The organism is Streptococcus oralis subsp. tigurinus (genome assembly GCF_002093545.1).
Lineage (GTDB): Bacteria > Bacillota > Bacilli > Lactobacillales > Streptococcaceae > Streptococcus > Streptococcus oralis_C.
The window spans coordinates 208,728-228,666 of record NZ_LNVF01000002.1; the positions used below are offsets into that span (position 1 = coordinate 208,728).

General features: G+C 38.1%; 35 protein-coding genes. 30 read left to right on the forward strand and 5 right to left on the reverse strand.

Annotation, left to right across the window (positions count from 1 at the left end; translation table 11 throughout):
• Positions 1-110: 110 nt before the first annotated feature.
• From ATE34_RS05050 to ATE34_RS05080, 7 genes are all read left to right on the forward strand, one after another.
• The gene (locus ATE34_RS05050; protein WP_061416087.1) at positions 111-524 is read left to right on the forward strand and encodes a YjdF family protein; all 414 of its coding nucleotides are present in this window, start codon (positions 111-113) and stop codon (positions 522-524) included.
• Between the two features lie 497 nt (positions 525-1,021).
• Complete coding sequence (locus ATE34_RS05055) at positions 1,022-1,888, forward strand: ABC transporter ATP-binding protein (RefSeq protein ID WP_084911221.1); 867 nt, start codon at positions 1,022-1,024, stop codon at positions 1,886-1,888.
• Positions 1,888-2,730, forward strand: a complete 843-nt coding sequence (locus tag ATE34_RS05060) for an ABC transporter permease (RefSeq protein WP_084911222.1) — start codon at positions 1,888-1,890, stop codon at positions 2,728-2,730. The genes ATE34_RS05055 and ATE34_RS05060 overlap by 1 nt, the downstream gene beginning before the upstream one ends.
• An 18-nt stretch (positions 2,731-2,748) precedes the next feature.
• On the forward strand, positions 2,749-3,204 hold the full coding sequence (locus ATE34_RS05065; protein ID WP_023946769.1) for a LytTR family DNA-binding domain-containing protein: 456 nt from the start codon (positions 2,749-2,751) through the stop codon (positions 3,202-3,204).
• 9 nt (positions 3,205-3,213) lie between these two features.
• A complete protein-coding gene (locus ATE34_RS05070; RefSeq protein WP_000825487.1) occupies positions 3,214-3,633 on the forward strand; it encodes a DUF3021 domain-containing protein in 420 nt (139 codons plus the stop codon).
• A gap of 93 nt (positions 3,634-3,726) precedes the next feature.
• Complete coding sequence (locus tag ATE34_RS05075; protein ID WP_084911223.1) at positions 3,727-4,422, forward strand: GNAT family N-acetyltransferase; 696 nt, start codon at positions 3,727-3,729, stop codon at positions 4,420-4,422.
• A gap of 11 nt (positions 4,423-4,433) precedes the next feature.
• The gene (locus ATE34_RS05080) at positions 4,434-4,850 is read left to right on the forward strand and encodes a GNAT family N-acetyltransferase (RefSeq protein WP_084911224.1); all 417 of its coding nucleotides are present in this window, start codon (positions 4,434-4,436) and stop codon (positions 4,848-4,850) included.
• A 573-nt stretch (positions 4,851-5,423) separates the two neighbouring features.
• Here the strand turns inward: ATE34_RS05080 and ATE34_RS05085 are convergent.
• The 5 genes from ATE34_RS05085 to ATE34_RS10965 all read right to left on the reverse strand — a co-directional run bounded on the left by ATE34_RS05085 (position 5,424) and on the right by ATE34_RS10965 (position 8,517).
• Positions 5,424-6,572 (reverse strand): tyrosine-type recombinase/integrase, encoded by a 1,149-nt coding sequence (locus tag ATE34_RS05085; protein ID WP_084911225.1) that lies wholly within the window; start codon positions 6,570-6,572, stop codon positions 5,424-5,426.
• 173 nt (positions 6,573-6,745) lie between these two features.
• Entirely contained in the window at positions 6,746-7,165 is a 420-nt protein-coding gene (locus ATE34_RS05090) for an Ltp family lipoprotein (protein WP_084911226.1), read from the reverse strand.
• A 9-nt stretch (positions 7,166-7,174) separates the two neighbouring features.
• On the reverse strand, positions 7,175-7,564 hold the full coding sequence (locus tag ATE34_RS05095; protein WP_084911227.1) for an ImmA/IrrE family metallo-endopeptidase: 390 nt from the start codon (positions 7,562-7,564) through the stop codon (positions 7,175-7,177).
• Positions 7,565-7,576: 12 nt separating this feature from the next.
• Entirely contained in the window at positions 7,577-7,942 is a 366-nt protein-coding gene (locus ATE34_RS05100) for a helix-turn-helix domain-containing protein (RefSeq protein WP_084881540.1), read from the reverse strand.
• Positions 7,943-8,337: 395 nt separating this feature from the next.
• On the reverse strand, positions 8,338-8,517 hold the full coding sequence (locus ATE34_RS10965; RefSeq protein WP_002892909.1) for a hypothetical protein: 180 nt from the start codon (positions 8,515-8,517) through the stop codon (positions 8,338-8,340).
• 61 nt (positions 8,518-8,578) lie between these two features.
• Between ATE34_RS10965 and ATE34_RS05105 the strand changes: the two genes are divergently transcribed.
• The 23 genes from ATE34_RS05105 to ATE34_RS05215 all read left to right on the forward strand — a co-directional run bounded on the left by ATE34_RS05105 (position 8,579) and on the right by ATE34_RS05215 (position 19,930).
• Entirely contained in the window at positions 8,579-8,782 is a 204-nt protein-coding gene (locus ATE34_RS05105) for a helix-turn-helix transcriptional regulator (RefSeq protein ID WP_084881539.1), read from the forward strand.
• A 142-nt stretch (positions 8,783-8,924) separates the two neighbouring features.
• Positions 8,925-9,632: an ORF6C domain-containing protein gene (locus tag ATE34_RS05110; protein WP_084911228.1), complete on the forward strand. Its 708-nt coding sequence runs from the start codon at positions 8,925-8,927 to the stop codon at positions 9,630-9,632.
• 12 nt (positions 9,633-9,644) lie between these two features.
• Positions 9,645-9,902, forward strand: coding sequence for a hypothetical protein (locus ATE34_RS05115; protein WP_033585562.1), 258 nt, complete (start codon positions 9,645-9,647; stop codon positions 9,900-9,902).
• 80 nt (positions 9,903-9,982) lie between these two features.
• Positions 9,983-10,192: a hypothetical protein gene (locus ATE34_RS05120; RefSeq protein WP_084911229.1), complete on the forward strand. Its 210-nt coding sequence runs from the start codon at positions 9,983-9,985 to the stop codon at positions 10,190-10,192.
• A gap of 14 nt (positions 10,193-10,206) precedes the next feature.
• The gene (locus tag ATE34_RS05125) at positions 10,207-11,076 is read left to right on the forward strand and encodes a phage replisome organizer N-terminal domain-containing protein (RefSeq protein ID WP_084911230.1); all 870 of its coding nucleotides are present in this window, start codon (positions 10,207-10,209) and stop codon (positions 11,074-11,076) included.
• The gene (locus tag ATE34_RS05130; RefSeq protein ID WP_000470297.1) at positions 11,076-11,270 is read left to right on the forward strand and encodes a hypothetical protein; all 195 of its coding nucleotides are present in this window, start codon (positions 11,076-11,078) and stop codon (positions 11,268-11,270) included. Before ATE34_RS05125 ends, ATE34_RS05130 begins: the two co-directional genes overlap by 1 nt.
• On the forward strand, positions 11,267-11,728 hold the full coding sequence (locus ATE34_RS05135; protein ID WP_084911231.1) for a class I SAM-dependent methyltransferase: 462 nt from the start codon (positions 11,267-11,269) through the stop codon (positions 11,726-11,728). The genes ATE34_RS05130 and ATE34_RS05135 overlap by 4 nt, the downstream gene beginning before the upstream one ends.
• A gap of 9 nt (positions 11,729-11,737) precedes the next feature.
• Positions 11,738-11,959, forward strand: coding sequence for a hypothetical protein (locus tag ATE34_RS05140; RefSeq protein WP_084911232.1), 222 nt, complete (start codon positions 11,738-11,740; stop codon positions 11,957-11,959).
• A gap of 1 nt (position 11,960) precedes the next feature.
• On the forward strand, positions 11,961-12,455 hold the full coding sequence (locus tag ATE34_RS05145) for a MazG-like family protein (RefSeq protein ID WP_084911233.1): 495 nt from the start codon (positions 11,961-11,963) through the stop codon (positions 12,453-12,455).
• Positions 12,452-12,850, forward strand: a complete 399-nt coding sequence (locus ATE34_RS05150; protein ID WP_084911234.1) for a YopX family protein — start codon at positions 12,452-12,454, stop codon at positions 12,848-12,850. The genes ATE34_RS05145 and ATE34_RS05150 overlap by 4 nt, the downstream gene beginning before the upstream one ends.
• Entirely contained in the window at positions 12,847-13,170 is a 324-nt protein-coding gene (locus tag ATE34_RS05155; RefSeq protein ID WP_084911235.1) for a 3-dehydroquinate synthase, read from the forward strand. Before ATE34_RS05150 ends, ATE34_RS05155 begins: the two co-directional genes overlap by 4 nt.
• A gap of 86 nt (positions 13,171-13,256) precedes the next feature.
• Positions 13,257-13,673, forward strand: coding sequence for a single-stranded DNA-binding protein (gene ssb, locus ATE34_RS05160; RefSeq protein WP_054368735.1), 417 nt, complete (start codon positions 13,257-13,259; stop codon positions 13,671-13,673).
• Between the two features lie 12 nt (positions 13,674-13,685).
• Positions 13,686-14,186, forward strand: a complete 501-nt coding sequence (locus ATE34_RS05165; protein ID WP_084911236.1) for a DUF1642 domain-containing protein — start codon at positions 13,686-13,688, stop codon at positions 14,184-14,186.
• Positions 14,186-14,473: a hypothetical protein gene (locus ATE34_RS05170; protein ID WP_061665041.1), complete on the forward strand. Its 288-nt coding sequence runs from the start codon at positions 14,186-14,188 to the stop codon at positions 14,471-14,473. The genes ATE34_RS05165 and ATE34_RS05170 overlap by 1 nt, the downstream gene beginning before the upstream one ends.
• Positions 14,473-14,733, forward strand: coding sequence for a hypothetical protein (locus ATE34_RS05175; RefSeq protein WP_084911237.1), 261 nt, complete (start codon positions 14,473-14,475; stop codon positions 14,731-14,733). The genes ATE34_RS05170 and ATE34_RS05175 overlap by 1 nt, the downstream gene beginning before the upstream one ends.
• Entirely contained in the window at positions 14,730-15,071 is a 342-nt protein-coding gene (locus ATE34_RS05180) for an HNH endonuclease (RefSeq protein ID WP_084911238.1), read from the forward strand. The genes ATE34_RS05175 and ATE34_RS05180 overlap by 4 nt, the downstream gene beginning before the upstream one ends.
• Positions 15,068-15,328: a DUF1372 family protein gene (locus ATE34_RS05185; protein ID WP_084911239.1), complete on the forward strand. Its 261-nt coding sequence runs from the start codon at positions 15,068-15,070 to the stop codon at positions 15,326-15,328. Before ATE34_RS05180 ends, ATE34_RS05185 begins: the two co-directional genes overlap by 4 nt.
• The gene (locus ATE34_RS05190; RefSeq protein WP_070837092.1) at positions 15,328-15,573 is read left to right on the forward strand and encodes a hypothetical protein; all 246 of its coding nucleotides are present in this window, start codon (positions 15,328-15,330) and stop codon (positions 15,571-15,573) included. Before ATE34_RS05185 ends, ATE34_RS05190 begins: the two co-directional genes overlap by 1 nt.
• A gap of 201 nt (positions 15,574-15,774) precedes the next feature.
• Positions 15,775-16,176 (forward strand): transcriptional regulator, encoded by a 402-nt coding sequence (locus ATE34_RS05195; RefSeq protein WP_061864910.1) that lies wholly within the window; start codon positions 15,775-15,777, stop codon positions 16,174-16,176.
• A 190-nt stretch (positions 16,177-16,366) separates the two neighbouring features.
• Positions 16,367-16,909 (forward strand): site-specific integrase, encoded by a 543-nt coding sequence (locus tag ATE34_RS05200; RefSeq protein ID WP_033585091.1) that lies wholly within the window; start codon positions 16,367-16,369, stop codon positions 16,907-16,909.
• A gap of 426 nt (positions 16,910-17,335) precedes the next feature.
• Complete coding sequence (locus ATE34_RS05205) at positions 17,336-17,662, forward strand: endonuclease (RefSeq protein WP_084911240.1); 327 nt, start codon at positions 17,336-17,338, stop codon at positions 17,660-17,662.
• A gap of 110 nt (positions 17,663-17,772) precedes the next feature.
• Positions 17,773-18,162 (forward strand): P27 family phage terminase small subunit, encoded by a 390-nt coding sequence (locus ATE34_RS05210; protein WP_084911241.1) that lies wholly within the window; start codon positions 17,773-17,775, stop codon positions 18,160-18,162.
• Positions 18,155-19,930 (forward strand): terminase large subunit, encoded by a 1,776-nt coding sequence (locus ATE34_RS05215; protein WP_084911242.1) that lies wholly within the window; start codon positions 18,155-18,157, stop codon positions 19,928-19,930. Before ATE34_RS05210 ends, ATE34_RS05215 begins: the two co-directional genes overlap by 8 nt.
• Positions 19,931-19,939: the final 9 nt, after the last annotated feature.

Below are 19,939 nucleotides of genomic sequence, written 5' to 3' on the forward strand. Positions count from 1 at the left end.
AACTAAGATAAAAACACAGTTCTGGTTGGTAGTCCAGACGTAGGCAAGCCTATCAGTAACCTTCCTCCTTGGTTGTCCATTCTTAGGGATAGATTTAAGGAGGTGCTGTCGTGGAAATAGTTTCAATTGGCTTGACAGTTTATTTTGAAGATGGATTTTGGCATGGATTGTTTGAACAAGAGTATGAGGGAACTTATCAAGTTTGTCGTGTGACATTTGGTCAGGAACCAAAAGAGGATGAAATTTTGAAACTTTTACAGACTCAGTTTGTTCGGTTATCTTTTAGTCCAGAGGCAACAGTCAAACAGCATGTGAAGATTAAGAATCCGAAGCGTCTGCAGCGAGCTGTAAAGAAACAGGTGAAGCAGAAAGTTTCTTCTAAGTCACAAGAGCTTTTACAGTTGCAGTACGAGGAACGAAAAAAGCATTCAAAACAACAGTCTAGTCTCCAAAAGCAATTGCTCAAGCAAGAGAAATTTGAACGCAAACAGCAAAAACGTAAAGAGAAGCACAAGGGGCACTAGTGATTCTCTTTCATAAAATAGAACAGCTCTTCTTGGATAACAAGAGCTGTTTTTGCTTGTATTGAAGATTTCTTTCCTAATAGATAGACTTATCGTTAATGGCAGTTTCAAATTCAGGACCATACTTGCTTGCTTCAAATTCAATCCTGCCCCATTCAGCATTTTCATTTCACTAGAAGGGAGTGTGTGCCATGATTTCTGATTCATTTTTTATTGTTTGGTTTAGCGAGAACAATACTATTGACTCTTGGATTTTTCTGCCGGATGTTATAAAACTCCTCTTTTATAGCGCATGTTTAAAAATATAATGTGTGGTTGTAAGTGTTTTTCAACATCCTCTAGTGATTCGATAGGAGAAAAACGGTTGCAGCCTGCTCTACTTTAATTTAACCCCCATTATTTTACCACTTGGCCTTTCATTTTAACTGCTTATCTCAAAAGTCGATTTTTCTTTCATTCTTTTTGTTAAACTAGTGAGGTAAAGAGGAGGGGAAAATATGATTTTACAAGCTAAACATTTGACTAAACGGTATGGCAATCATATGGCTGTTGACGATATTCAGTTAGAGTTTGAAAAAGGCAGTTTCAATGCTATTTTGGGACCCAATGGTGCAGGGAAATCAACCACTATTTCTATGTTAATCGGTTTGAAAAAGCCGACACAAGGTCAGATTCGATATGCGCCAAATACGAAAATCGGAGTTGTTTTTCAAGCTAGTGTACTGGATGAGATGTTGACGGTTAGGGAAAATCTCACGATTCGTGCTCAACAGTATAAGGAGATTGCGGCAAGTCGTGTGGATGATTTGATCCATCAACTGGGTTTGACTGCTTTCCAGAAACAACTATATGGGACTTTGTCAGGTGGGCAAAAACGTCGGGTTGATATTGCGCGTGCTCTTCTTTCGCGACCAGATATTCTTTTCTTGGATGAACCAACGACAGGTCTTGATATTCAAACTCGCAAATCCATCTGGGATCTACTGTATCGACTACAAAAGGATGAAGGGATGACTATTATCTTAACGACTCATTATCTGGATGAAGCAGATGAAGCGGATCAGATCTATATCGTTGATCATGGGAAAGTGATTGCGCAAGGTTCTGCGACTGATATCAAAAGTCAGTATGCATCTAATATCCTAAAAATTCGTTTTAAGGAAATGAAGGATCTAGAAAAATTGCTACAGACTGGAATGACAGTAGAGGAAGAAAATGAGTTGGAATATCTTTTTTATCCAAGGACGTCACAGGAAGCCATTGAATATTTGGCAAAAGTTCGAGAAGAAATTGATTCTTTTGAGTTTCGTCCGGGCACTATGGATGATGCCTTTATTGCACTTACAGGAAGAGAGGTTCGCTAATGCTAGCTTTATTGAAACGGAATTTTATCTTATATTTTCGTAATCGTTCGGGAGTATTTTTCTCATTATTGGGGGCATTGATTTCCTTCCTCCTTTATATCATTTTTTTGCAGAAGAATTTGACGGATTCTTGGTCCCAACTCCCTAATAGTACGAACCTTTTAAATAACTGGCTGATGGGTGGGACGTTGGCTGTGACTGGGATTACGACCAGTTTTACGGCTCTTACACAAATGGTACAGGATCGTGAAAATCAAGTGGATCAAGATCTCTTCTTGACAGATTTAGGTAGCTGGGGCTTACAGGCGTCCTATCTAATCAGCAGTATTATCATTTCTTTTGTCATGCAGGTGTTTATGTTTGCTGTTATGAGCCTTTATTTTAAAGAAAGTCCAGTTATCAGTCATTTACCGGAAATCGCTTTGATTATGTTATTAAGCAGTCTGATTTCAAGTTTGGTAAATGTTCTCTTGATTTACCGTTTTCAATCTGTAGATAGCCTTGGCAAACTGGCAACTATAGTGGGGACTGCTTCTGGATTTTTAGTAGGAACTTATGTCCCTATTGGAGTATTACCTGATTTTGCACAGATTATCATGAAGTGTACCCCTGCAACTTATATTGCTTCTCTCTATCGACAAGTCTTAATGAAAGAGCGGTTAGAGACCACATTTACAGGAAATAGCGGTCTGTTACAGGAATTTCAAGAAAAAATGGGAATCCAAATCAACTGGCAAGAACTATTGACAAAGGAAGAAACATACTTTATAGTGGTTATTATCAGTCTCGTCGCTATTCTTCTTTGGATTTTATTTGTTAAAGTGTTTAGTAAGAGAAAATAAAGGTGTATTGGAGAGAAAATGAAGATTCGTTTTGAAATGAAGACAGAGTTTTCAGAAAAAGACCCACACATTTTAATTCAGGCAGCTCAGTTAACCGACCAAGCAAGAGAAGTCATGGAGTATTTAGAACAATTTTCAACGACCAATCAGGTGGTCGTTCCTATTCGAACGGATGATCATCTGGTTATGGTGAAAATTGAGGATCTTATTCTAGCAGATATCGATAAAAATTTGTTGACCATTTATACGGTAGACGGGATTTATAAAACTAAGGAAACATTGACAAACTTTCAGAATCGGATTAACCGGCGTAACTTTATACAGATATCACGTCATTCAATTATAAATATTGACCATCTAGAGTCATTATCGGATAGTTTTTCAGGAAACATGATGGCTAAGATGACTCGGGGTATCAAATCTAGTGTGAGTCGGAAATACGTTAAGTCCTTAATGGATTATCTAGGTTTATAGGAGAAAATCATGAAGCGATTGATTGCTTATTTTGTATCGGGAATGCGGACGGCCTCCTTTGTTTATTTGAGTTTGGTGTTATTGGCTCAGTTTTATTCAGGTATTACCTATCCCGCACCAACGACAAAAAATATTCTAGCTTTGTTTTTGATGAGTGGAATTATGGGGGTATTGACCTTAATCCTTGAAAGACTAGAGTTTCTTGCTTATAGTATGCGTGTAGGAGTTCATTTATTAGCGACAGCTACTATTTTAGTATTGACCTACCTATTTTTTGGCTGGGGTTCAGCATTGTTGAGTCCCTTGCTGTGGTTCTTTTTCTTATTAATTTATGGACTGATATGGTTGTACCAGATCTGGCAAACTCACAAACTCACCCAACGAATTAATCAAGCCTTAGAAGAGAAAAGAAAGAAAATGGATCACTAATGTAGTGTTGAGGATGAAGTTTGGGGAGAGTGCTAGTTTCCATATAGAGCAAATTATGATATAGTATTTTCAGCGTAAAACAAGGAGAAAGCTATGCCAGTAAATGAATATGGTCAGATGATTGGTGAGTCTATGGAAAGTTATACACCAGGTGAATTGCCTTCCATTGATTTCTTAGAAGGGCGCTACGCTCGGATAGAGGCTCTTTCGGTGGAAAAGCATGAAGAGGATTTATTAGCTGTTTATGGTCCAGGTACTCCTCGGGAGATGTGGACCTACCTCTTTCAGGAACCAGTGGCAGATATGGAGGAACTGGTTACCGTCTTAAATCAGATGTTGGCTCGTAAGGACCGTTTTTACTACGTGATTATAGACAAGGCAACTGGTAAGGCTTTGGGAACTTTTTCTCTCATGCGCATTGACCAGAATAACCGAGTAATAGAAGTGGGAGCTGTCACTTTTTCTCCAGAACTCAGGGGAACACGTATAGGGACAGAGGCTCAATATCTCCTAGCTCGCTATGTTTTTGAGGAGCTTAACTATCGTCGCTATGAGTGGAAATGCGATGCTCTAAATTTGCCATCAAGACGAGCTGCGGAACGTTTGGGCTTTGTCTATGAAGGAACCTTCCGCCAGGCAGTCGTTTATAAGGGGCGTATGAGGGATACGGATTGGCTCTCTATGATTGATAAGGACTGGCCTCAAGTTAAAGCTCGTTTGGAAGCATGGCTGGCTCCTGAAAACTTTGATAAAGATGGACGGCAGTACAAGAGCTTGAGAGAGCTCTAAGAGGTGATGACATGATTAGCGTGAGAAAGCAAGAAATTGTCAAGCTAGAGGATGTTTTGCATCTCTATCAGGCAGTCGGTTGGACAAATTATACACATCAACCTCAGATGCTGGAGAAGGCCTTGTCTCACTCATTAGCGATTTATCTGGCACTTGATGGTGATGCCGTGGTAGGCTTGGTCCGTTTGGTCGGAGATGGTTTTTCATCGATTTTTGTCCAGGATTTGATCGTTTTGCCTAGCTATCAGCGCCAAGGGATTGGTAGCGACTTGATGAAAGAGGCTTTAGGTGATTATAAAGATACCTATCAAGTCCAACTAGTGACCGAACAGACAGAAAAAACCTTGGAATTCTACCGTTCTCTGGGCTTTGAAACCCTATCTACTTATGATTGCACAGGAATGATTTGGGTGGATCGAAAAAGATAAAAAAAAATTATTTTTTATTAAGTAAAGTTTAAGTCTCCTCGTGTATTATATAGTTATTAGATAAAGACCTCCTAATACTCTTCGAAAATCCCACCAGCCTTCGTTAGAGTCGACTTAGCTAACTATAGTTATGCTTGTGTCTATCTGCCTAGTCTGATTTCGATTTTCATTTAGTACCCTTTATTTAATGAGATCCTAAACTTTTCTTTTTCATCATAATCTCCTAAAGAAGTCACCCAATCAGGTGGCTTTTTTATGACTTGGAGAGGAAAAATCCATTTGAAAAAAATTTTTAAAAAAATGATAAATCAGGAGAAAAGTTAAGTTAGTTTTAAGATTCATCTTGTATCATATAACCATTAAATAAAGACCTCCTAACTTTATTTAATGAAATCCTAAACTTTTCTTTTTCATAATAATCTCCCTTAACTCCACCCAATCAGGTGGAGTTTTTTTGCTTTATTTCAAACTTTTAGAGAGTTACCTAGATATTACTTTCCGATAAATTTCGGTAGTTTTGGTATTTTTGTCGGGGAAATATCGGGAAGTTTTAGAGGGTTTGTCGGGGAATTTTTAGCGAATGTGACTCAAGAATAGGTCTGTTGTCGCTTCGGCTAATTCGTCCTCAACTTGGTTATAACGATCTGTCATATAAACCTTTGTATGACCTAGCGCCTGGCTCAATTGTTCAAGCGGAACTCCTGCAATAATACTCTGAGTTGTGAAGAAGTGGCGCATCATGTGAGGTGTTACATGCAATCCTGTAGCTTCATTAACTAGATTAAAATTCCTATTTAGCTGATTAGGATTGATGAGCGTTCCTTTTTCATTGATCGTAATGTAATCTTTTTGCTGATCTTTGATAATCCCTAATCTCCTTTTAACCTTAGCAGCTTCATCTATCAGATAATAGATAAGGTCTGTTCCGATATCGTCAAGGCAGATGTAGCGCTCTGATTCCTTCGTTTTAAGACCTCCTTTACCTTTTAAGGTCTGGTTACTTCGACTATCTCTAAGATGCAGTATAGCCCGTCCACTGTCGTTTTGAGTTACGTCCATTGGACGCAATCCAAAGACTTCTCCTCTTCTCAATCCAAAGATGGTAAGATAAGTCAGAGCGTAGAATTGTTTTGGCATAATCTCTTCTGCCTTTGCTATCCAAGTCTTGAACTCCTTGAGAGTCACTTTCTTGTTAGCTGCAGGAATATCACTCTGTCCGATAAAAACACCTTTCAAGCGATTTGAGAGCAGATTTCCATTTTTCACGGCATCGTTTAGCAATGCCATGAAGCTAGAATTGAGGGTTTGAACAGTGTATCTGGCATGGTTCTTTAGTTTTTCAGAAATAAATAGCTCATACTCATTTCTATCTAGACTTTTAAGCTGGATAGAACCAAATTTGGGTTTGATATGATTCTTATAGAGATTATCATTGAGGTAGTAGGAAGTGTCATTCCAGCGCCCTGTTGACAATCTCTTTTCAGAGTAGATATCCCAATACTGATCAAGCGTTAGATTCGTATTGATACCCAATTCTTGTTCTTGGATTTGCTGCTCAATCTCTGTCAAGGCTGCACGAGCTTGTGGAAGGGTTGTGAGACCACTTTTAGTAATCTCTTTCTTTTTACCACGAAAATAGAAAGAGCGTCTGATGTAATAACGTTTGCCTTTGGCGGTCTCATAGTAGTAGATGTTTGGATATTTTGTTTTAATGTATTTCATTGTATTCTCCTTGTTTATTGGCTTCTGGACAAGGTCTAAACATTGAGAATATTGACATCACCCCTTTCATGGTGTAAAATAGAGTATAGAAAAGAGGCCTTTTTAATGGCTGATTTTTTATAAAGGATAAGCTTCACAATCAAACTTTGGCGAGGGCAATTGTGTGGCTTTTTTTATTCATTTAATTTTTCAATAGCTTTCCGGGCCTGTTCTTCAGTAAACTGAGCATCTTTATCTGTCAAACTTTTAAGTATTTCTGCGTCAGTCTTACCTTCACTTCTTTCTTCTTTTGCAATATCGAGCGCTTCATTAACCCAAACATCACCAACATTCTCAACAGCATATTGAGCAGCTTTCTTTGAATATTTGTGACTCGCACTTTCTGTTAAATACCAAAGAAGTGTTTTTTCAGAAAATGACGCTTTACTTTCGACAAGTTCTTGAGCTGTTTTAAGCGCACTTGCTTTTTCTTCGTCTGCTTTGCTTGACGTTTGTTTTGTAAGAGCATTTGAACCACCGATAGCTAAGATAGCTAACAATATCCAAAACCAAACTTTTTTATAAAAAGGTTTAGAATCTTTTTCTTTTTTCATAACATCTCCTTAAATTATATTTGCTAAATTATGATATTCCTCTTTTACCATGATTTCATTTGTCACGGTTGTTAGATTGTAATAGGACATGAATTTGAGGTAATCAAACTCTGTAGGGTCTTCTAAACTTTCTATCGCATCTTTCACGAGATGATGGATCATATTCCTATCAGCTTCGTTCTCACAGCGTAGACGAGCGTTCTGGTACTCTGAGCGTGTATGGTCCTTGTGCCCTAATTCATGCAACAGGACCTTAACCCTCTCTTTTTTGTTGAGCTTGCTCGATAAGAAAGCCGTATTGGTTTCTTTTTCGTAAAAACCAAGTTCATCAGGCATCAAATCTCCATCAAAATCGATAATACGAATCTGAAAATGACTTATAATTTCTTTTTCAGTCACTAAGCAATACCTCTAATCACCAGCTTCTTTTAGATAACCTTCAATGATAGACTGGATGATTTTTTTCTTTTCATCTGTTAATTCTCGACCGCCAAACATCATGACATTAGATGCCATTTCTTCAACATTTAGAACTTTCCCTTGCCATATATACTCTTTTGAATCACCAGCGATGGCAGGATTATCTGTACGTCCTAGCAGATAGTCCGTGGAAACGTTGAAGTAGTCAGCAATTTCTTGGAGACGTTCAGCATTTGGTTTTTTGTTTTTCATACTATAGATTGTATTTCTACTATATCCTAATGTTTCTTCAAGAGAATTTATAGAAATTCCACGATTTTGGCAAAGTTCTTTTATTTTTTCGAACAAAGAAAACATTGATTTATCAACCTTTCTAAGGCATGACAAAAAATATTTAAACTTTTGATTGCAAAACTATTGACAAAATACAATCTATAGTTTAGAATATTATTTGTAAGCTAAAGAGTTAGCGAACAAGACAACTAAAAAATAAAGCCTTACAAAACTGATTGGCGTCCGTTTTCCAGGTAGAACCTTACTTTTAGTAGGTCTTTTCTCTATGATTAAATTCTAAACTATAGATTGTTTTTTGTCAAGAAATTCGCTAACTTTTTAGATAATTTTTTAAAAAGGAGGGAGAGAGGGAATGGTAGAGCTGAGTATCTCTCTAAGAAGTACGTCTGTAAATGAAGCTATTGAAAAAATAGCTTACATTAAAGAAGCACATCCAGAAGATGTGCTCAAAATAGATGTTACGATTCTGGATGATTATCTTTTAAATTCGTAACAGTTTCATAGAATCGCTTGTAGAATTGTTCAATGATTTCGTCTGTTAATCCAGATTGTCGGATACTTTGTGCGACTCTAATATTAAAGTGTTCGACGGTAATCTTTGTAAGTTCTAAAGCGATTTCTTTGTCAGACAGTGTCATTAGATCACCTCCCTTCTGATTTTATTATAGCAGAAAGGGTAGAACAATAGAAAGGAAGAATATGAGTAAAGAGTTAAAGATAATCAAGGCTAAAATCAAAACTCGCTTGATTGAGCTGGATATGACTCAAGCTGAGTTAGCAAAACAAGTATTTGTAGCGCCTTCAGTCATTTCAGAGTTGCTGAAGTATGGCAAAGGAAGTGATTATGTGAAAGAAAAAGTCACAGATGTTTTAGGAATTGAGAATCCTTGGAGAAATCACTGAGAGGTCCATATATGCAAGCGAAAATAATACTGAATTGGCAGAAGAAAAATCATCAACTGAGTCAGTTGATGATCGATAGTCTTGAGGGACTAGATGTTTGGGAAACTATTTTAACACTGGGGAAAGTAAGAAGAGGAATGTTATGAACGAAATTTTTAATTTTCACGGGCAGGAAGTCCGTACTTTGACAATTGATGATGAGCCTTGGTTTGTTGGGAAGGATGTTGCGGATATTCTAGGATACCAAAACGGTAGTCGAGACATAAACCGTCACGTAGATGAAGAAGATCGCCAAAACTACCAAAACGGTACTTTTGGAAATAGAGGTGTTACCGTTATTAACGAATCTGGTCTTTATTCTCTCATTCTTTCAAGTAAGCTTCCACAAGCCAGAGAGTTTAAGCGTTGGGTGACATCAGATGTCTTGCCAGCTATTCGCAAGCAGGGTGGATTTATCCGTGAGGACTTGGACGAGGATGCCTTCATCGCTCTATTTACTGGCCAAAAGAAATTGCGTGAGCAACAGGCGACCATGCTGGAAGACATTGACTATCTCAAGAGTGAGCAACCGATTCATCCGAGCTATGCTCAATCACTCCTGAAGAAGCGTAAGGCTCGGGTTGTGGCTTGCTTGGGTGGTATTGACAGTCCAGCTTATGCTGACAAAATCTTCGCTCAATCTGTCTTCAGGCAAGCAGAGATTGATTTCAAGGATCATTTTAATATCAGTCGCTATGACTTACTGCCAAAGAAATTCGCAGAAGCAGCGTTGAAATATTGGATGACTTGGGAACCAAGCACCAATACCAAGATGAAAATCATGAAATTGAACTCATTTGATGAAGTGTAGAAGGGGGAGAAGATGGACAATGTTCTACTTTCACTATCTGACTGGATTAAATCCATTATCAAGGACACAATCACAAGGTTGGTTGAAATAGAAAAAGATAGTGATCACTATCCAGAGCTGATGGATGTGAGCACTACCTGCGACTTTCTAGGCATCAACTATGACACATTTTCAAATAATTATCGTTACATGAAGGGATTTCCAAAGGAATTACCTGGCAAAAAATGGTCAAAAAGAGCCATTAAGGAATGGCTCTCAAATCAACTATAATAACTTTACTAAAAGGCTTCTGGACAAGGTCTTAGCAAAATTATTTGAATTTATTATAACACAAAAAGAGGATAAAAAACATGAACAATTTACAAATTATCGCAGTATGCACAGTAGTTTCAGTAGTCTTGATTGAATCACTGATGATGAATATCAAGCTTAAAATGGCCACGAAACCGAAGAAGGTCCAATTTCAAGCGCCACAAGTTGAAAAAGGGTTTATCGACTTTAAAACAGGGCGACGTGTGGACATTGATCCCGTGACACGAAAAGAAACATTTGTGGATTAAAACGGAGGGTATCAATGGTAGTAAAAAACAAGCGATACTACTGGATTCAACTGGCTCAGGATTTTTTCAAGTCTAAGGAAATGAAATTGCTTCGTAAGATTGCAGGTGGCGATACGCACACTATCATCTATCTCAAAATGATGTTGATTAGTTTAGAGGATGGCGGGCACATCTACTATGATGGGCTTGCTGACAATCTAGCTGAAGAAATCGCTCTTGTCATTGACGAGAATGTTGAAGATATTAAAATCACTCTGATTTTCTTAGAGAGTAAAGGCTTGCTGACTAAAATAAATGACAGAGATTATTTCTTAGAACAAGTTCCTGAAATGGTGGGTAGTGAGACAGCGAGCACTCGCAGAAGTCGCAAACACAGAGAGTTGAGGGGGTTGCATTGCAACACCATTGCAACAACTTGCAACGGAGATATAGATAAAGAGAAAGATATAGATACAGAGATAGAGAAAGATGTAGATGAAAATCCAGTCGCACTCATCATCGAAGAATATCAATCTCGTATTGCTCAGTTGGATGGAACTCAATTTGAAATCTTAAAAGAGTTCATCACTTTGGATGGTATGGAAGCGAAAGTTGTTCTGAAAGCAATTGGTCTTGCTGCTGACAATGGTAAAAGGAATTTTAGTTATATCAGAGCGATTTTGACGAATTGGAAGAACGATGGAGTTTTGACGATTGCAGCAGTCGATGAACGTGAGCGAGCGTACAAAGAAAGTAAAATAAAGGGTCAGTCAGGGAATCAAAAATCAAATGTTCCTGAATGGTCTCAACCTAACTATGTGAATACTACTAGCGATGAGACCAAAAAGGACCTTGAGAAGAAGAAACAAGAAATGCTAGAAAAACTAGAGAAAGGGAAAAAGTGATGTTTATTTTGAAACATGGAACAAAAGAAGAAAAACCGTACTTGATGTCTGCTAAAATCGGCGTGACTGGGATTGATATCTCTTTTTCAGAAGAGAGGGGAGCGATTCGGTTTGTCTCTCGTGCGGTCGCATTGCAGGTGGCCAAGGCACTTAGATCATTTGGGAATTTCTATGTGATTCAGGTGAAGGGATGAAAGATATACGAATACTAGATGCGTGCTGTGGGTCTAGAATGTTTTGGTTTGATAAACAAGAACCACACACAACTTACATGGATAGACGTGAAGAAGAATTTGAAATTCACAAAAAGAAAATCAATGTTAAGCCAGACATTGTTGCAGATTTTCGAGATATGCCATTTGATGACGAAACATTTAACCTTGTTGTATTTGATCCGCCACACCTTCTTTGGGCAGGTCAGCAATCATTCATGCGTGCGCAATATGGTCAACTAGACTTGTTGACTTGGAGATTAGACTTGCAGCAAGGTTTTGAAGAATGTTTTAGGGTTTTGAAAACAGGTGGAACACTTATCTTTAAATGGTCTGATGCTCAAGTAAATGTTAAGGAAATTTTGGAATTGGTTCCGCATCAACCACTTTTTGGACAGCAACGTGGGACGACTCACTGGATGGCTTTTATGAAATTTTAGGAGGTATTGATGTTAAATCTCTATTTCATTTATAACGGCCACCGCAAGATACTTATTGGGAGTTTCGGCCACATACATAGCGCAATCAATGAATTAAAGAAACATCAAGCTAGTTACTCAGCAATCAGTCATCCACAATTTCGGAAAAGCATGAGTGGAGAAAATATCAGGATTGACTACGGAGCAGCTGATTGCTACTACTTGATTACTAAGAAGATGGAGGAAAAATAAGATGAATACAAAAATGAATTTGGAAGAAAAGGTTCAACAGTGGTTTGTTGATAGAAATCTACATGAAGCAAATCCTGTCAAACAATTCTTGAAGCTAATGGAAGAGTCGGGAGAATTGTTTGAAGGCATTGCCAAGGATAAATCTGAACTGATCTATGATGCTCTTGGAGACATCCAGGTAGTATTGATTGGACTTGAGCAACAAATCAAGAACGGCGCTCAGATTCAAGCAAATCAACAGGAACTTGAATTGCTGCTGATGGTTTCGAGTCTAGGGAATATTGCTCAGAAGCTATACGCTCATGTCTGTCACAATGAAACAAAAATTCCTTTAATCAAAGCAGACTTAATGTTTCTTGACAGTGTGATTAGTACGGTTTCATTTTGCAATGGAACTACAGCTGAGAATTGTTTAGAAGAAGCTTATGAAGTCATCAAGGACCGCAAAGGAAAGATGATTGACGGGGTGTTTGTGAAGGAGGAGGATTTGGGATGATGCTGAAATATAGAGCATGGTATGTGTTAGCAGAAGAAATGATTAATGAAATACTGATGATTTCATTTGTCAGAAAGGAAATCATAGGGAAGTTTAGCGATGGCTCTACATCAGTTCCGTTGAAATTTGAAGATAAGCGAAATGGAGAAGATGTCACCCTCATGCAATCAACAGGATTCAAAGATAAGAACGGTCAAGAAATCTTTGAGGGGGATGTTCTTGGCACAAAAGATGGATTGTTGAATGGTGTAGTCGAATACAGATCTGATTTAGGGATGTGGACGAATAGTTTGATTAGTTACAACAATTTTGAGCGATTGTGTAACGTGGCTGGCAATAGAGAAATCATCGGCAATATCTACGAGAACCCAGAAATTTTGAAGGAGAAGGAATGAGATATTTTAAAATCCTATGTGTTGTTTTATTCGCATCCTTCCTCGTAGCATGTCACGAGATTTCGAGTGGAACGGTGGTAGATAAGTACATCGATGAACCTCACACAACGTTCATACCTGTTGCGACAGGTAAAAGTTCTGTACTTGTGCCAACCAAAACCAAAAGAAAATACATTCTGGTTATTTCAGGATATGCAGGAAATAAGCAGATCGAAGAAACATTTGAAGTGACGGCTAAGGAATACAAATATTATGAAATTGGCAATACTTTTACACAAGATGCCGTTTTAGAAAATGAAGGAGGGGAAGAAAATGATTGAATTTATTAAAGAATTTGGAATAACTTTTCTGTGCTTTTTTATCGGTTACTCAGTTGTTGAATGTGTGACAGGAAAGGAAAAGAAAGATGATCAATAATGTTACATTAGTGGGGCGCTTGACAAAAGACCCTGAGTTGCGATACACACCATCAAATGTGGCTGTCGCGTCTTTCAATTTGGCAGTGAATCGCAATTTTAAGAATCAGGCAGGTGATCGTGAAGCTGATTTTATCAGTTGCATCATGTGGCGTCAGCAAGCTGAAAACTTTGCAAATTGGCTTAAAAAAGGTGCTCTTGTAGGAATCACAGGCCGCATCCAGACTCGTAACTATGATAATCAGCAAGGACAACGTGTCTATGTGACGGAAGTTGTGGCTGAGAGCTTTCAAACGCTTGAAAAGAAGGATAACTCTGCAAACCAGTCGAGCATGGAAAATCAGATGCCACCAAGTTACGGACAAGGTGAGCCAATGGATATTTCAGATGATGATTTGCCATTTTAGGGAGGTAGTAAGATGAATAAACAGGAATTGATTGAGAAAATTGGAAGTTTAGATAAATTGTATGGAGAAAAGTATTATGTTGCTTTGGACGATGTTTTAGATTTAGTGAAACAACTAGACGAACCAGAAAAAGTCGTAGTACCGCAGTTTGTGGCAGATTGGATTGAGGAAGCTAGAAAATCTTGCAAAGACTTAGCAGACTTCTTCGATTTTGATTTCACAAATGAAGAAGTTGGTAAATGGTTTATGCAAGAACGACCGTTTGATTTAGCCGCTCGTGCATGGCTGGATGGCTACGAGGTCGAGAAAGAGAAGAGATATCGGGTAAAGGTGAAAGGCATTTGTGGAAATCACGAAACTTTGAACCGTGAAAAACATTCAAACAAATGGCTTTTCTCAGACCGGGAAGAAAACTCACTTTATAGCACACACCACACCCGAAAAGAATTAGAAGATGCTGGTTTTAGTGAAGTGTTTAATAGTCCATTGTTTGAAGTCGAGGAGGTGGAGTGATGGTACAAACCATTGAACAAGCAATAAAAACTGAAAACAAACGCATAAAAATCCCTGCGAAAATCAGACCGTTTGATGTGGGTTATAGAATAGTAAATAAACACGGTCAAGCGCTTGCCTTAAAAAATGGAGCAAGTATATTCGCTTTACCATCGCTTGCTGAAAAAGCGATAAAGAAAGAGTTTGGGAAAAATGATCCAGACTTTGACATTAAGAAGCATTCTGTTGAAGAGGTTGCTATTATCAATTTAAGTAAATTTCATAGTTATTTTGAGGAGGTTGAGTGATGATTATCAAGAATTACAAATATGATTATTCAGCTGGCAGAATCTACTACACAATTGGTGTTGATGGCTATGAATTAGCCGTGGAACATACTAAGACAGAATATGGAAGTGTCCAAAGAGATGATATTGATGATTTCTTGGGTACAGTCGAGGAATACGATTTTCAAGAAGCTGAGATGATTGAAGCATTCGTTGACTTTCAAAATGATTTGCTCTTGTATGGAATTCATTTTGAATTGAGAAATGAGGTCACAGAATGAAACGAAAAAGCATATCTAAAACCACTAGACAAAAAGTTTTAGATAAATACGGCGGTCACTGTGCTTATTGTGGCAAGGTTTTGGACTTGAAAACTTTGAGAGTAGATCATTTGCATCCTCACTATCGAGGCGGAGAAGATAGCTTTGAAAACTATATGCCTGCTTGCTATCAATGCAATTTCTACAAATCTACTCTTCTGTTAGAAGAATTCAGAGAGCAGATGTCTACCTTGCACGAAAGAATCAGCAAGCCATTCATAGCAAGACTTGGTTTAGATTATGGAATTATTGAAATCAAGCCTTTTAATGGTAAATTTTATTTTGAGGAGGAGACATGAAACGCTTTATCGCAATCTGGATTCTTCTGTCTGCTGGGTTGAACATCTGGCAGATGGATAAAATCCGGAATCTGGAAGAAAAGAAGCCAATGGTTATTTACAAGGCTGATAACGCAGGCGCAGAAATCAAAGGCAGAGTCGTCCACAAGGAGAAAATTGGCGACATGTACACTATCACAGTACAAAATTACGGAGTGTTCGTAGTTACTAAAACAAACTATGAATCTCTAAAAATAGGAGATGAGGTAAGATTTTAATGACAAAGTATAAGAAACCAACTTACATCATCATTCAAGAAGCAATGGCAGAGCGAATTAGATTTCTGGAAGATGAACTGTATGAAAGAGCCTATAAGGATATTGAAAAATTAGAAGTTCAAAATGATTTCTTGAGGACTCTTTGTAACAACCAGCTTGAAATCATCATGGATTACGAATGGAAGCAGATGCAAGAGCAGGCTGCATTCATAAAAGCTAATACCAGGAAATGGAGAGCAAGATGAATAGAAGGATTAAAAAGAAGAAAGCTAAACAACTTGCTCAGAAGAAACAAATAGAATTAGAAAATAAGCTTAGAAAGTTAAGTCAGGAAGAAATTGAAGTTTTATCTAGAATGATTAAGCAGATAGTTTCTGACATCAGTAAGGCTTTTTCTAAAATATTCGATAGCTTATTTAATTATTTAGAAAATTTGGAGGTAAAATTTGAAGAAATTGAGCGACGAAGACCTCAAAACATTAGACAGAGAACTTTTCAAATTCCAAAACATTCAACGTACAATAGATTTGAGAAGGCTAGAATTAGAAACTCGAAACCCAGATGCTCAGAGTGGTCCCAGTGTAGGAATAAGCAAACCTACCGAAACTATCGCAATCAGAATCGCAGATGATCCAACCTTAAAATTTCTCGAAGGGTTCAAAGCTATTATTAACAAACTCCTGATCAATCTAGTTGATGAAGATAAGGAAATCTTTAATCTGCGCTGGAGATATCCTCAACTGAGATGGGAAGAAATAGCAGAACAGAAATTCATGAGCAAAGCTACAATCTATCGACGTAGAAGGATTATCCTAGAGCAGTACGCTATTTTGAAAGGTGAGCTATAAATAAACATGAGACAAAAGACATCTTGAAGTCTCACAAAAAAAGGTTTATTATGATAGCATGAACTTCTGAAACAAAACACACATCACACTTTAGGAGTCATCCTTAATTCTAGTCAGAAAAGTTGTCCAACAGAAGTATCGTCAAGAGTCAGCAAATGCTGGCTTTTTGTTTTGGGAAAGGAGGTAGAACATGGAATTTGTATCACCGATAAAAGATAATGATGATATTCAGGCAATGAAAGATTATCTCAAAGAGTGGAATGAGATGTACTATATGCTATTCATTACAGGCCTGAATACTGGTTTGCGAGTCGGAGATATACTTACCTTGAAAGTTAAAGATGTTCAAGGCTGGCACATCAAACTGAGAGAACGAAAGACTGGCAAGCAGATAACAAGACGGATGACAAAAGAACTCAAGAAAGAAATGAGGAGATACGTTGAAGGCAAACCATTTCATCATTTTTTATTCAAGAGTAGACAAGGTCAGAATAAAGCGATCACTCGTGAGAGAGCTTATCAAATTATTCATGAGGCTGCTGAAGAACTTGGCATTGACAATGTTGGAACACATACAATGCGAAAAACGTTTGGTTATAAATATTACAACAAGACAAAGGACGTAGGGACATTACAGAAAATGTTCAATCACTCATCACCTGCAATAACTCTTAGATACATAGGGATTGAGCAAGCAGAGCTTGATGATGCACTACGAAACTTTGTCATTTAATTTTTTAGATATTACTTTCACATAATGAGTTAAGCATAAACTGAAAAAATGAAACGCTTTAAAACCCATGTTTAGTAAGGGTTTGAGATTTATAGTGAGTTTAACAAAATATAAGATATGTGAAAGTGAGGGATAAAATTGGTATAGTCAGGCGAGGTCAAAAATGGATATTCGATATAATTTATACAGAGAGGTTGATGAACATGACGGGGTCATGTGGAAACATCAAGATTACCACAAACAGAAAGAATTAGAATTAAGGAAACCAATCTTCAGTCACTCAAAAAGAAAATCAAGAAAAGTAAAATGAGACAAAAGACATCTTGAAGTCTCACAAAAAAAGGTTTATTATGGTAGCATAGATTTCTTGTATGAGAGGGGATAGGTCAAAGGCCTGTCCTTTTTGCATTGAGAAGGAGGGTTGGTATGTACGATAAATTTATTCGGCCATCCTTGAAATCAAAAAAGTGGCTTAGGTTTCGTGACAAGATAATGCGTAAGTACGATTATCTTTGCCAGGAAAGTTTACGCTACGGAATTTCAGTAGCAGCTGAAATGGTACATCATATCTTTCCTGTAACCGAATATCCTGAACTTGAATTTATTGAGTGGAACTGTTTGCCATTAACAAACAAGAAGCACAACACATTTCACGATAGAAAGAATGATAAGATTATCAATCAAGGATTATTTTGGCAAAGAAAGAGAAAAAAGGAATTTGAAGAATTTTATGGATACCCCCCACCTCTTTAAAAATTCATTTTGGCCAGTAGGGTACCGGTGAAGGGAACTTTTTCCAAGTCGGGGGCCTTCAAACAAAAAGGGGGTAAAAACTAAGCGATTTTGACGAAAGGAGGTAGTTTTTGGCTAAACCAATTACAGCAAAGTCTATCAAGTCAAAAGTGGTCAAGCAGATGAAAGACTTAGGCACTTATCGAAAAGAATTTGAGATGATCATTGATATTTTTGTAGGAATGCTATATCAGTATCAGAAATTTGCTCAAGATTATGCTGATATGGGTTATCCAGTAACAGATACTTACGTCAATAAGGCTGGTGCTGAAAATGAGCGCAAAGTTCCAATCTTGACAGCGATGGAAATTTTGAGGAAAGACATTCTTAGCTACTCTAATCAGTTGATGATGAATCCGAAGTCACTCGGTGAGGTGGTGGAACAGGATAAAGGCTCACCACTCACAGAAGTCATGAAGTTCAAGAATGAACTGAAAAAGAAGCGGGTGAAAGATGGATAAAGACTTTGAAAAACGTTTTGCTGATTTTCGCCATGCTACAACCAATCTTGGAAAAGCTAAAGCCTATGTTGATTATGTCCTGAGCTATCAAGAGGAACATAACGAAGAACGGATTTTGGCTGCTGAACGCTTTTTGAGGGATTTGGAAAATCCAGCATATGAGCTTGATGAGGATATAGTGGATTTTGCTGTTCACTTCATCGAGAACTCAATTGTTCATCAGCAAGGAGATGACATGTTTGCCATGTCTATCCGTAACAAGCCTTTGATTTTGCAACCGTGGCAACATTTCACGGTTGTCAATCTCTTTGGGTTCTATCACGCTGGTACGAACGAGCGTAGGTTTAAGGAAGCCTTGATAATGCTGGCACGGAAAAACGGAAAGACCAGTTTTACTGCTGCTATTGCTCTGCTTTATCAGATTTTGGATGCTGACAGTGGTTCAAAATGCTATATCGTGGCTAACTCTGTCAAGCAAGCACTGGAAGCCTTTAATTTCATCAAGTTTAACGTGGAACGATGGAATGACAAATCTATCCGTATCAAGGACAATAACCAAGAACACTCTATCACAGCTAATTTTGGAGATGATGGGTCATTCTATATTCAGGCCTTGGCCAACGATGAGAGTCGTTTGGACTCTCTCAATGGCAATGTCACGGTCATCGATGAAGCTCACACCATGCGAAATTCTAAAAAGTATGGTCTTATGAAGAAAACAATGTCAGCATACCGTAACAGTATGCTTTTTGTTATCTCTACGGCGGGGGATATTCCAACAGGCTTTCTTGCTAATCGCTTGAAATACTGTCAGAAAGTGCTCAAGCAGTTGGTACAGGATGAGGCTTTATTTATTTTTATTTGCAAAGCCAATCAGACAACGGATGGCGATGTTGGTGACTATCTTGATGATAATGTTTTGAAGATGGCAAATCCGTCTTGGGGTGTCACGGTGTCCATGCCTGCTTTGAGAGCTGAAGCCGAGCAGGCTATGAACGATCCACAGACAAGAAATGAGTTTTTCAACAAGACTTTGAATGTATTTACAAACTCAATGAACGCTTATTTCAATCCTGATGAGTTCATTGCTTCAGACAGTCGCTATGATTGGACCTTAGAGGAGTTGGCACGCTTGCCTATCCAGTGGTATGGTGGTGCTGACTTATCAAGATTGCACGACTTGACCGCCGCTGCATTATATGGAGTCTATCATGATGGTGAGAAAGACGTTGATATTTGTATCACACATGCTTTCTTTCCTCGTGTCAATGCTCAAAAGAAAGCCAATGACGACGGTATTCCACTTTTTGGGTGGCAGTCTGATGGTTGGCTGACGATGAGCAACACCCCAACCGTTCTCTATGATGATATTGTTAAATGGTTCATCAAGATGAGGGAGAAAGGGTTCAAGATTGCTGCTGTCGGAATGGATAGGAAGTTTGGTCGTGAGTTCCTGACAAAGATGAAACAAGCTCGGTTCAAGATGATTGACCAACCTCAGCTTTTCTATCTGAAATCAGAGGGATTCAGACGGATTGAGTTCAAAGTTAAGAATAAAGAGTTTTACTATCTTCATTCTGATGCTTACGAATACTGTGTGAGCAACGTTAGAGCGATTGAAAAGGTGGATGACGCTGTGCAATATGAAAAATTAGACGGTGACGGTGGTACTGCAAGAATTGACTTGTTCGATGCCAGCGTTTTTGCTTGCATTCAGGCTCTTGCTAATCTTGGTAAGAATCAGAATGTCATGAGCTTCTTTGATTAGAGAAAGGAG

Coding starts and splice junctions, on each gene's coding strand:
- ATE34_RS05165 (WP_084911236.1), top strand. CDS start 13,686: ATGAATAAACAGGAATTGATTGAGAAAATTGGAAGTTTAGATAAATTG.
- ssb (WP_054368735.1), top strand. CDS start 13,257: ATGATCAATAATGTTACATTAGTGGGGCGCTTGACAAAAGACCCTGAG.
- ATE34_RS05110 (WP_084911228.1), top strand. CDS start 8,925: ATGAACGAAATTTTTAATTTTCACGGGCAGGAAGTCCGTACTTTGACA.
- ATE34_RS05065 (WP_023946769.1), top strand. CDS start 2,749: ATGAAGATTCGTTTTGAAATGAAGACAGAGTTTTCAGAAAAAGACCCA.
- ATE34_RS05060 (WP_084911222.1), top strand. CDS start 1,888: ATGCTAGCTTTATTGAAACGGAATTTTATCTTATATTTTCGTAATCGT.
- ATE34_RS05105 (WP_084881539.1), top strand. CDS start 8,579: ATGAGTAAAGAGTTAAAGATAATCAAGGCTAAAATCAAAACTCGCTTG.
- ATE34_RS05090 (WP_084911226.1), bottom strand. CDS start 7,165: ATGAAAAAAGAAAAAGATTCTAAACCTTTTTATAAAAAAGTTTGGTTT.
- ATE34_RS05125 (WP_084911230.1), top strand. CDS start 10,207: ATGGTAGTAAAAAACAAGCGATACTACTGGATTCAACTGGCTCAGGAT.
- ATE34_RS05070 (WP_000825487.1), top strand. CDS start 3,214: ATGAAGCGATTGATTGCTTATTTTGTATCGGGAATGCGGACGGCCTCC.
- ATE34_RS05135 (WP_084911231.1), top strand. CDS start 11,267: ATGAAAGATATACGAATACTAGATGCGTGCTGTGGGTCTAGAATGTTT.
- ATE34_RS05175 (WP_084911237.1), top strand. CDS start 14,473: ATGATTATCAAGAATTACAAATATGATTATTCAGCTGGCAGAATCTAC.
- ATE34_RS05190 (WP_070837092.1), top strand. CDS start 15,328: ATGACAAAGTATAAGAAACCAACTTACATCATCATTCAAGAAGCAATG.
- ATE34_RS05080 (WP_084911224.1), top strand. CDS start 4,434: ATGATTAGCGTGAGAAAGCAAGAAATTGTCAAGCTAGAGGATGTTTTG.
- ATE34_RS05205 (WP_084911240.1), top strand. CDS start 17,336: ATGTACGATAAATTTATTCGGCCATCCTTGAAATCAAAAAAGTGGCTT.
- ATE34_RS05170 (WP_061665041.1), top strand. CDS start 14,186: ATGGTACAAACCATTGAACAAGCAATAAAAACTGAAAACAAACGCATA.
- ATE34_RS05085 (WP_084911225.1), bottom strand. CDS start 6,572: ATGAAATACATTAAAACAAAATATCCAAACATCTACTACTATGAGACC.
- ATE34_RS05115 (WP_033585562.1), top strand. CDS start 9,645: ATGGACAATGTTCTACTTTCACTATCTGACTGGATTAAATCCATTATC.
- ATE34_RS05140 (WP_084911232.1), top strand. CDS start 11,738: ATGTTAAATCTCTATTTCATTTATAACGGCCACCGCAAGATACTTATT.
- ATE34_RS05180 (WP_084911238.1), top strand. CDS start 14,730: ATGAAACGAAAAAGCATATCTAAAACCACTAGACAAAAAGTTTTAGAT.
- ATE34_RS05215 (WP_084911242.1), top strand. CDS start 18,155: ATGGATAAAGACTTTGAAAAACGTTTTGCTGATTTTCGCCATGCTACA.
- ATE34_RS05075 (WP_084911223.1), top strand. CDS start 3,727: ATGCCAGTAAATGAATATGGTCAGATGATTGGTGAGTCTATGGAAAGT.
- ATE34_RS05200 (WP_033585091.1), top strand. CDS start 16,367: ATGGAATTTGTATCACCGATAAAAGATAATGATGATATTCAGGCAATG.
- ATE34_RS05130 (WP_000470297.1), top strand. CDS start 11,076: ATGTTTATTTTGAAACATGGAACAAAAGAAGAAAAACCGTACTTGATG.
- ATE34_RS05055 (WP_084911221.1), top strand. CDS start 1,022: ATGATTTTACAAGCTAAACATTTGACTAAACGGTATGGCAATCATATG.
- ATE34_RS10965 (WP_002892909.1), bottom strand. CDS start 8,517: ATGACACTGTCTGACAAAGAAATCGCTTTAGAACTTACAAAGATTACC.
- ATE34_RS05100 (WP_084881540.1), bottom strand. CDS start 7,942: ATGTTTTCTTTGTTCGAAAAAATAAAAGAACTTTGCCAAAATCGTGGA.
- ATE34_RS05150 (WP_084911234.1), top strand. CDS start 12,452: ATGATGCTGAAATATAGAGCATGGTATGTGTTAGCAGAAGAAATGATT.
- ATE34_RS05120 (WP_084911229.1), top strand. CDS start 9,983: ATGAACAATTTACAAATTATCGCAGTATGCACAGTAGTTTCAGTAGTC.
- ATE34_RS05185 (WP_084911239.1), top strand. CDS start 15,068: ATGAAACGCTTTATCGCAATCTGGATTCTTCTGTCTGCTGGGTTGAAC.
- ATE34_RS05155 (WP_084911235.1), top strand. CDS start 12,847: ATGAGATATTTTAAAATCCTATGTGTTGTTTTATTCGCATCCTTCCTC.
- ATE34_RS05145 (WP_084911233.1), top strand. CDS start 11,961: ATGAATACAAAAATGAATTTGGAAGAAAAGGTTCAACAGTGGTTTGTT.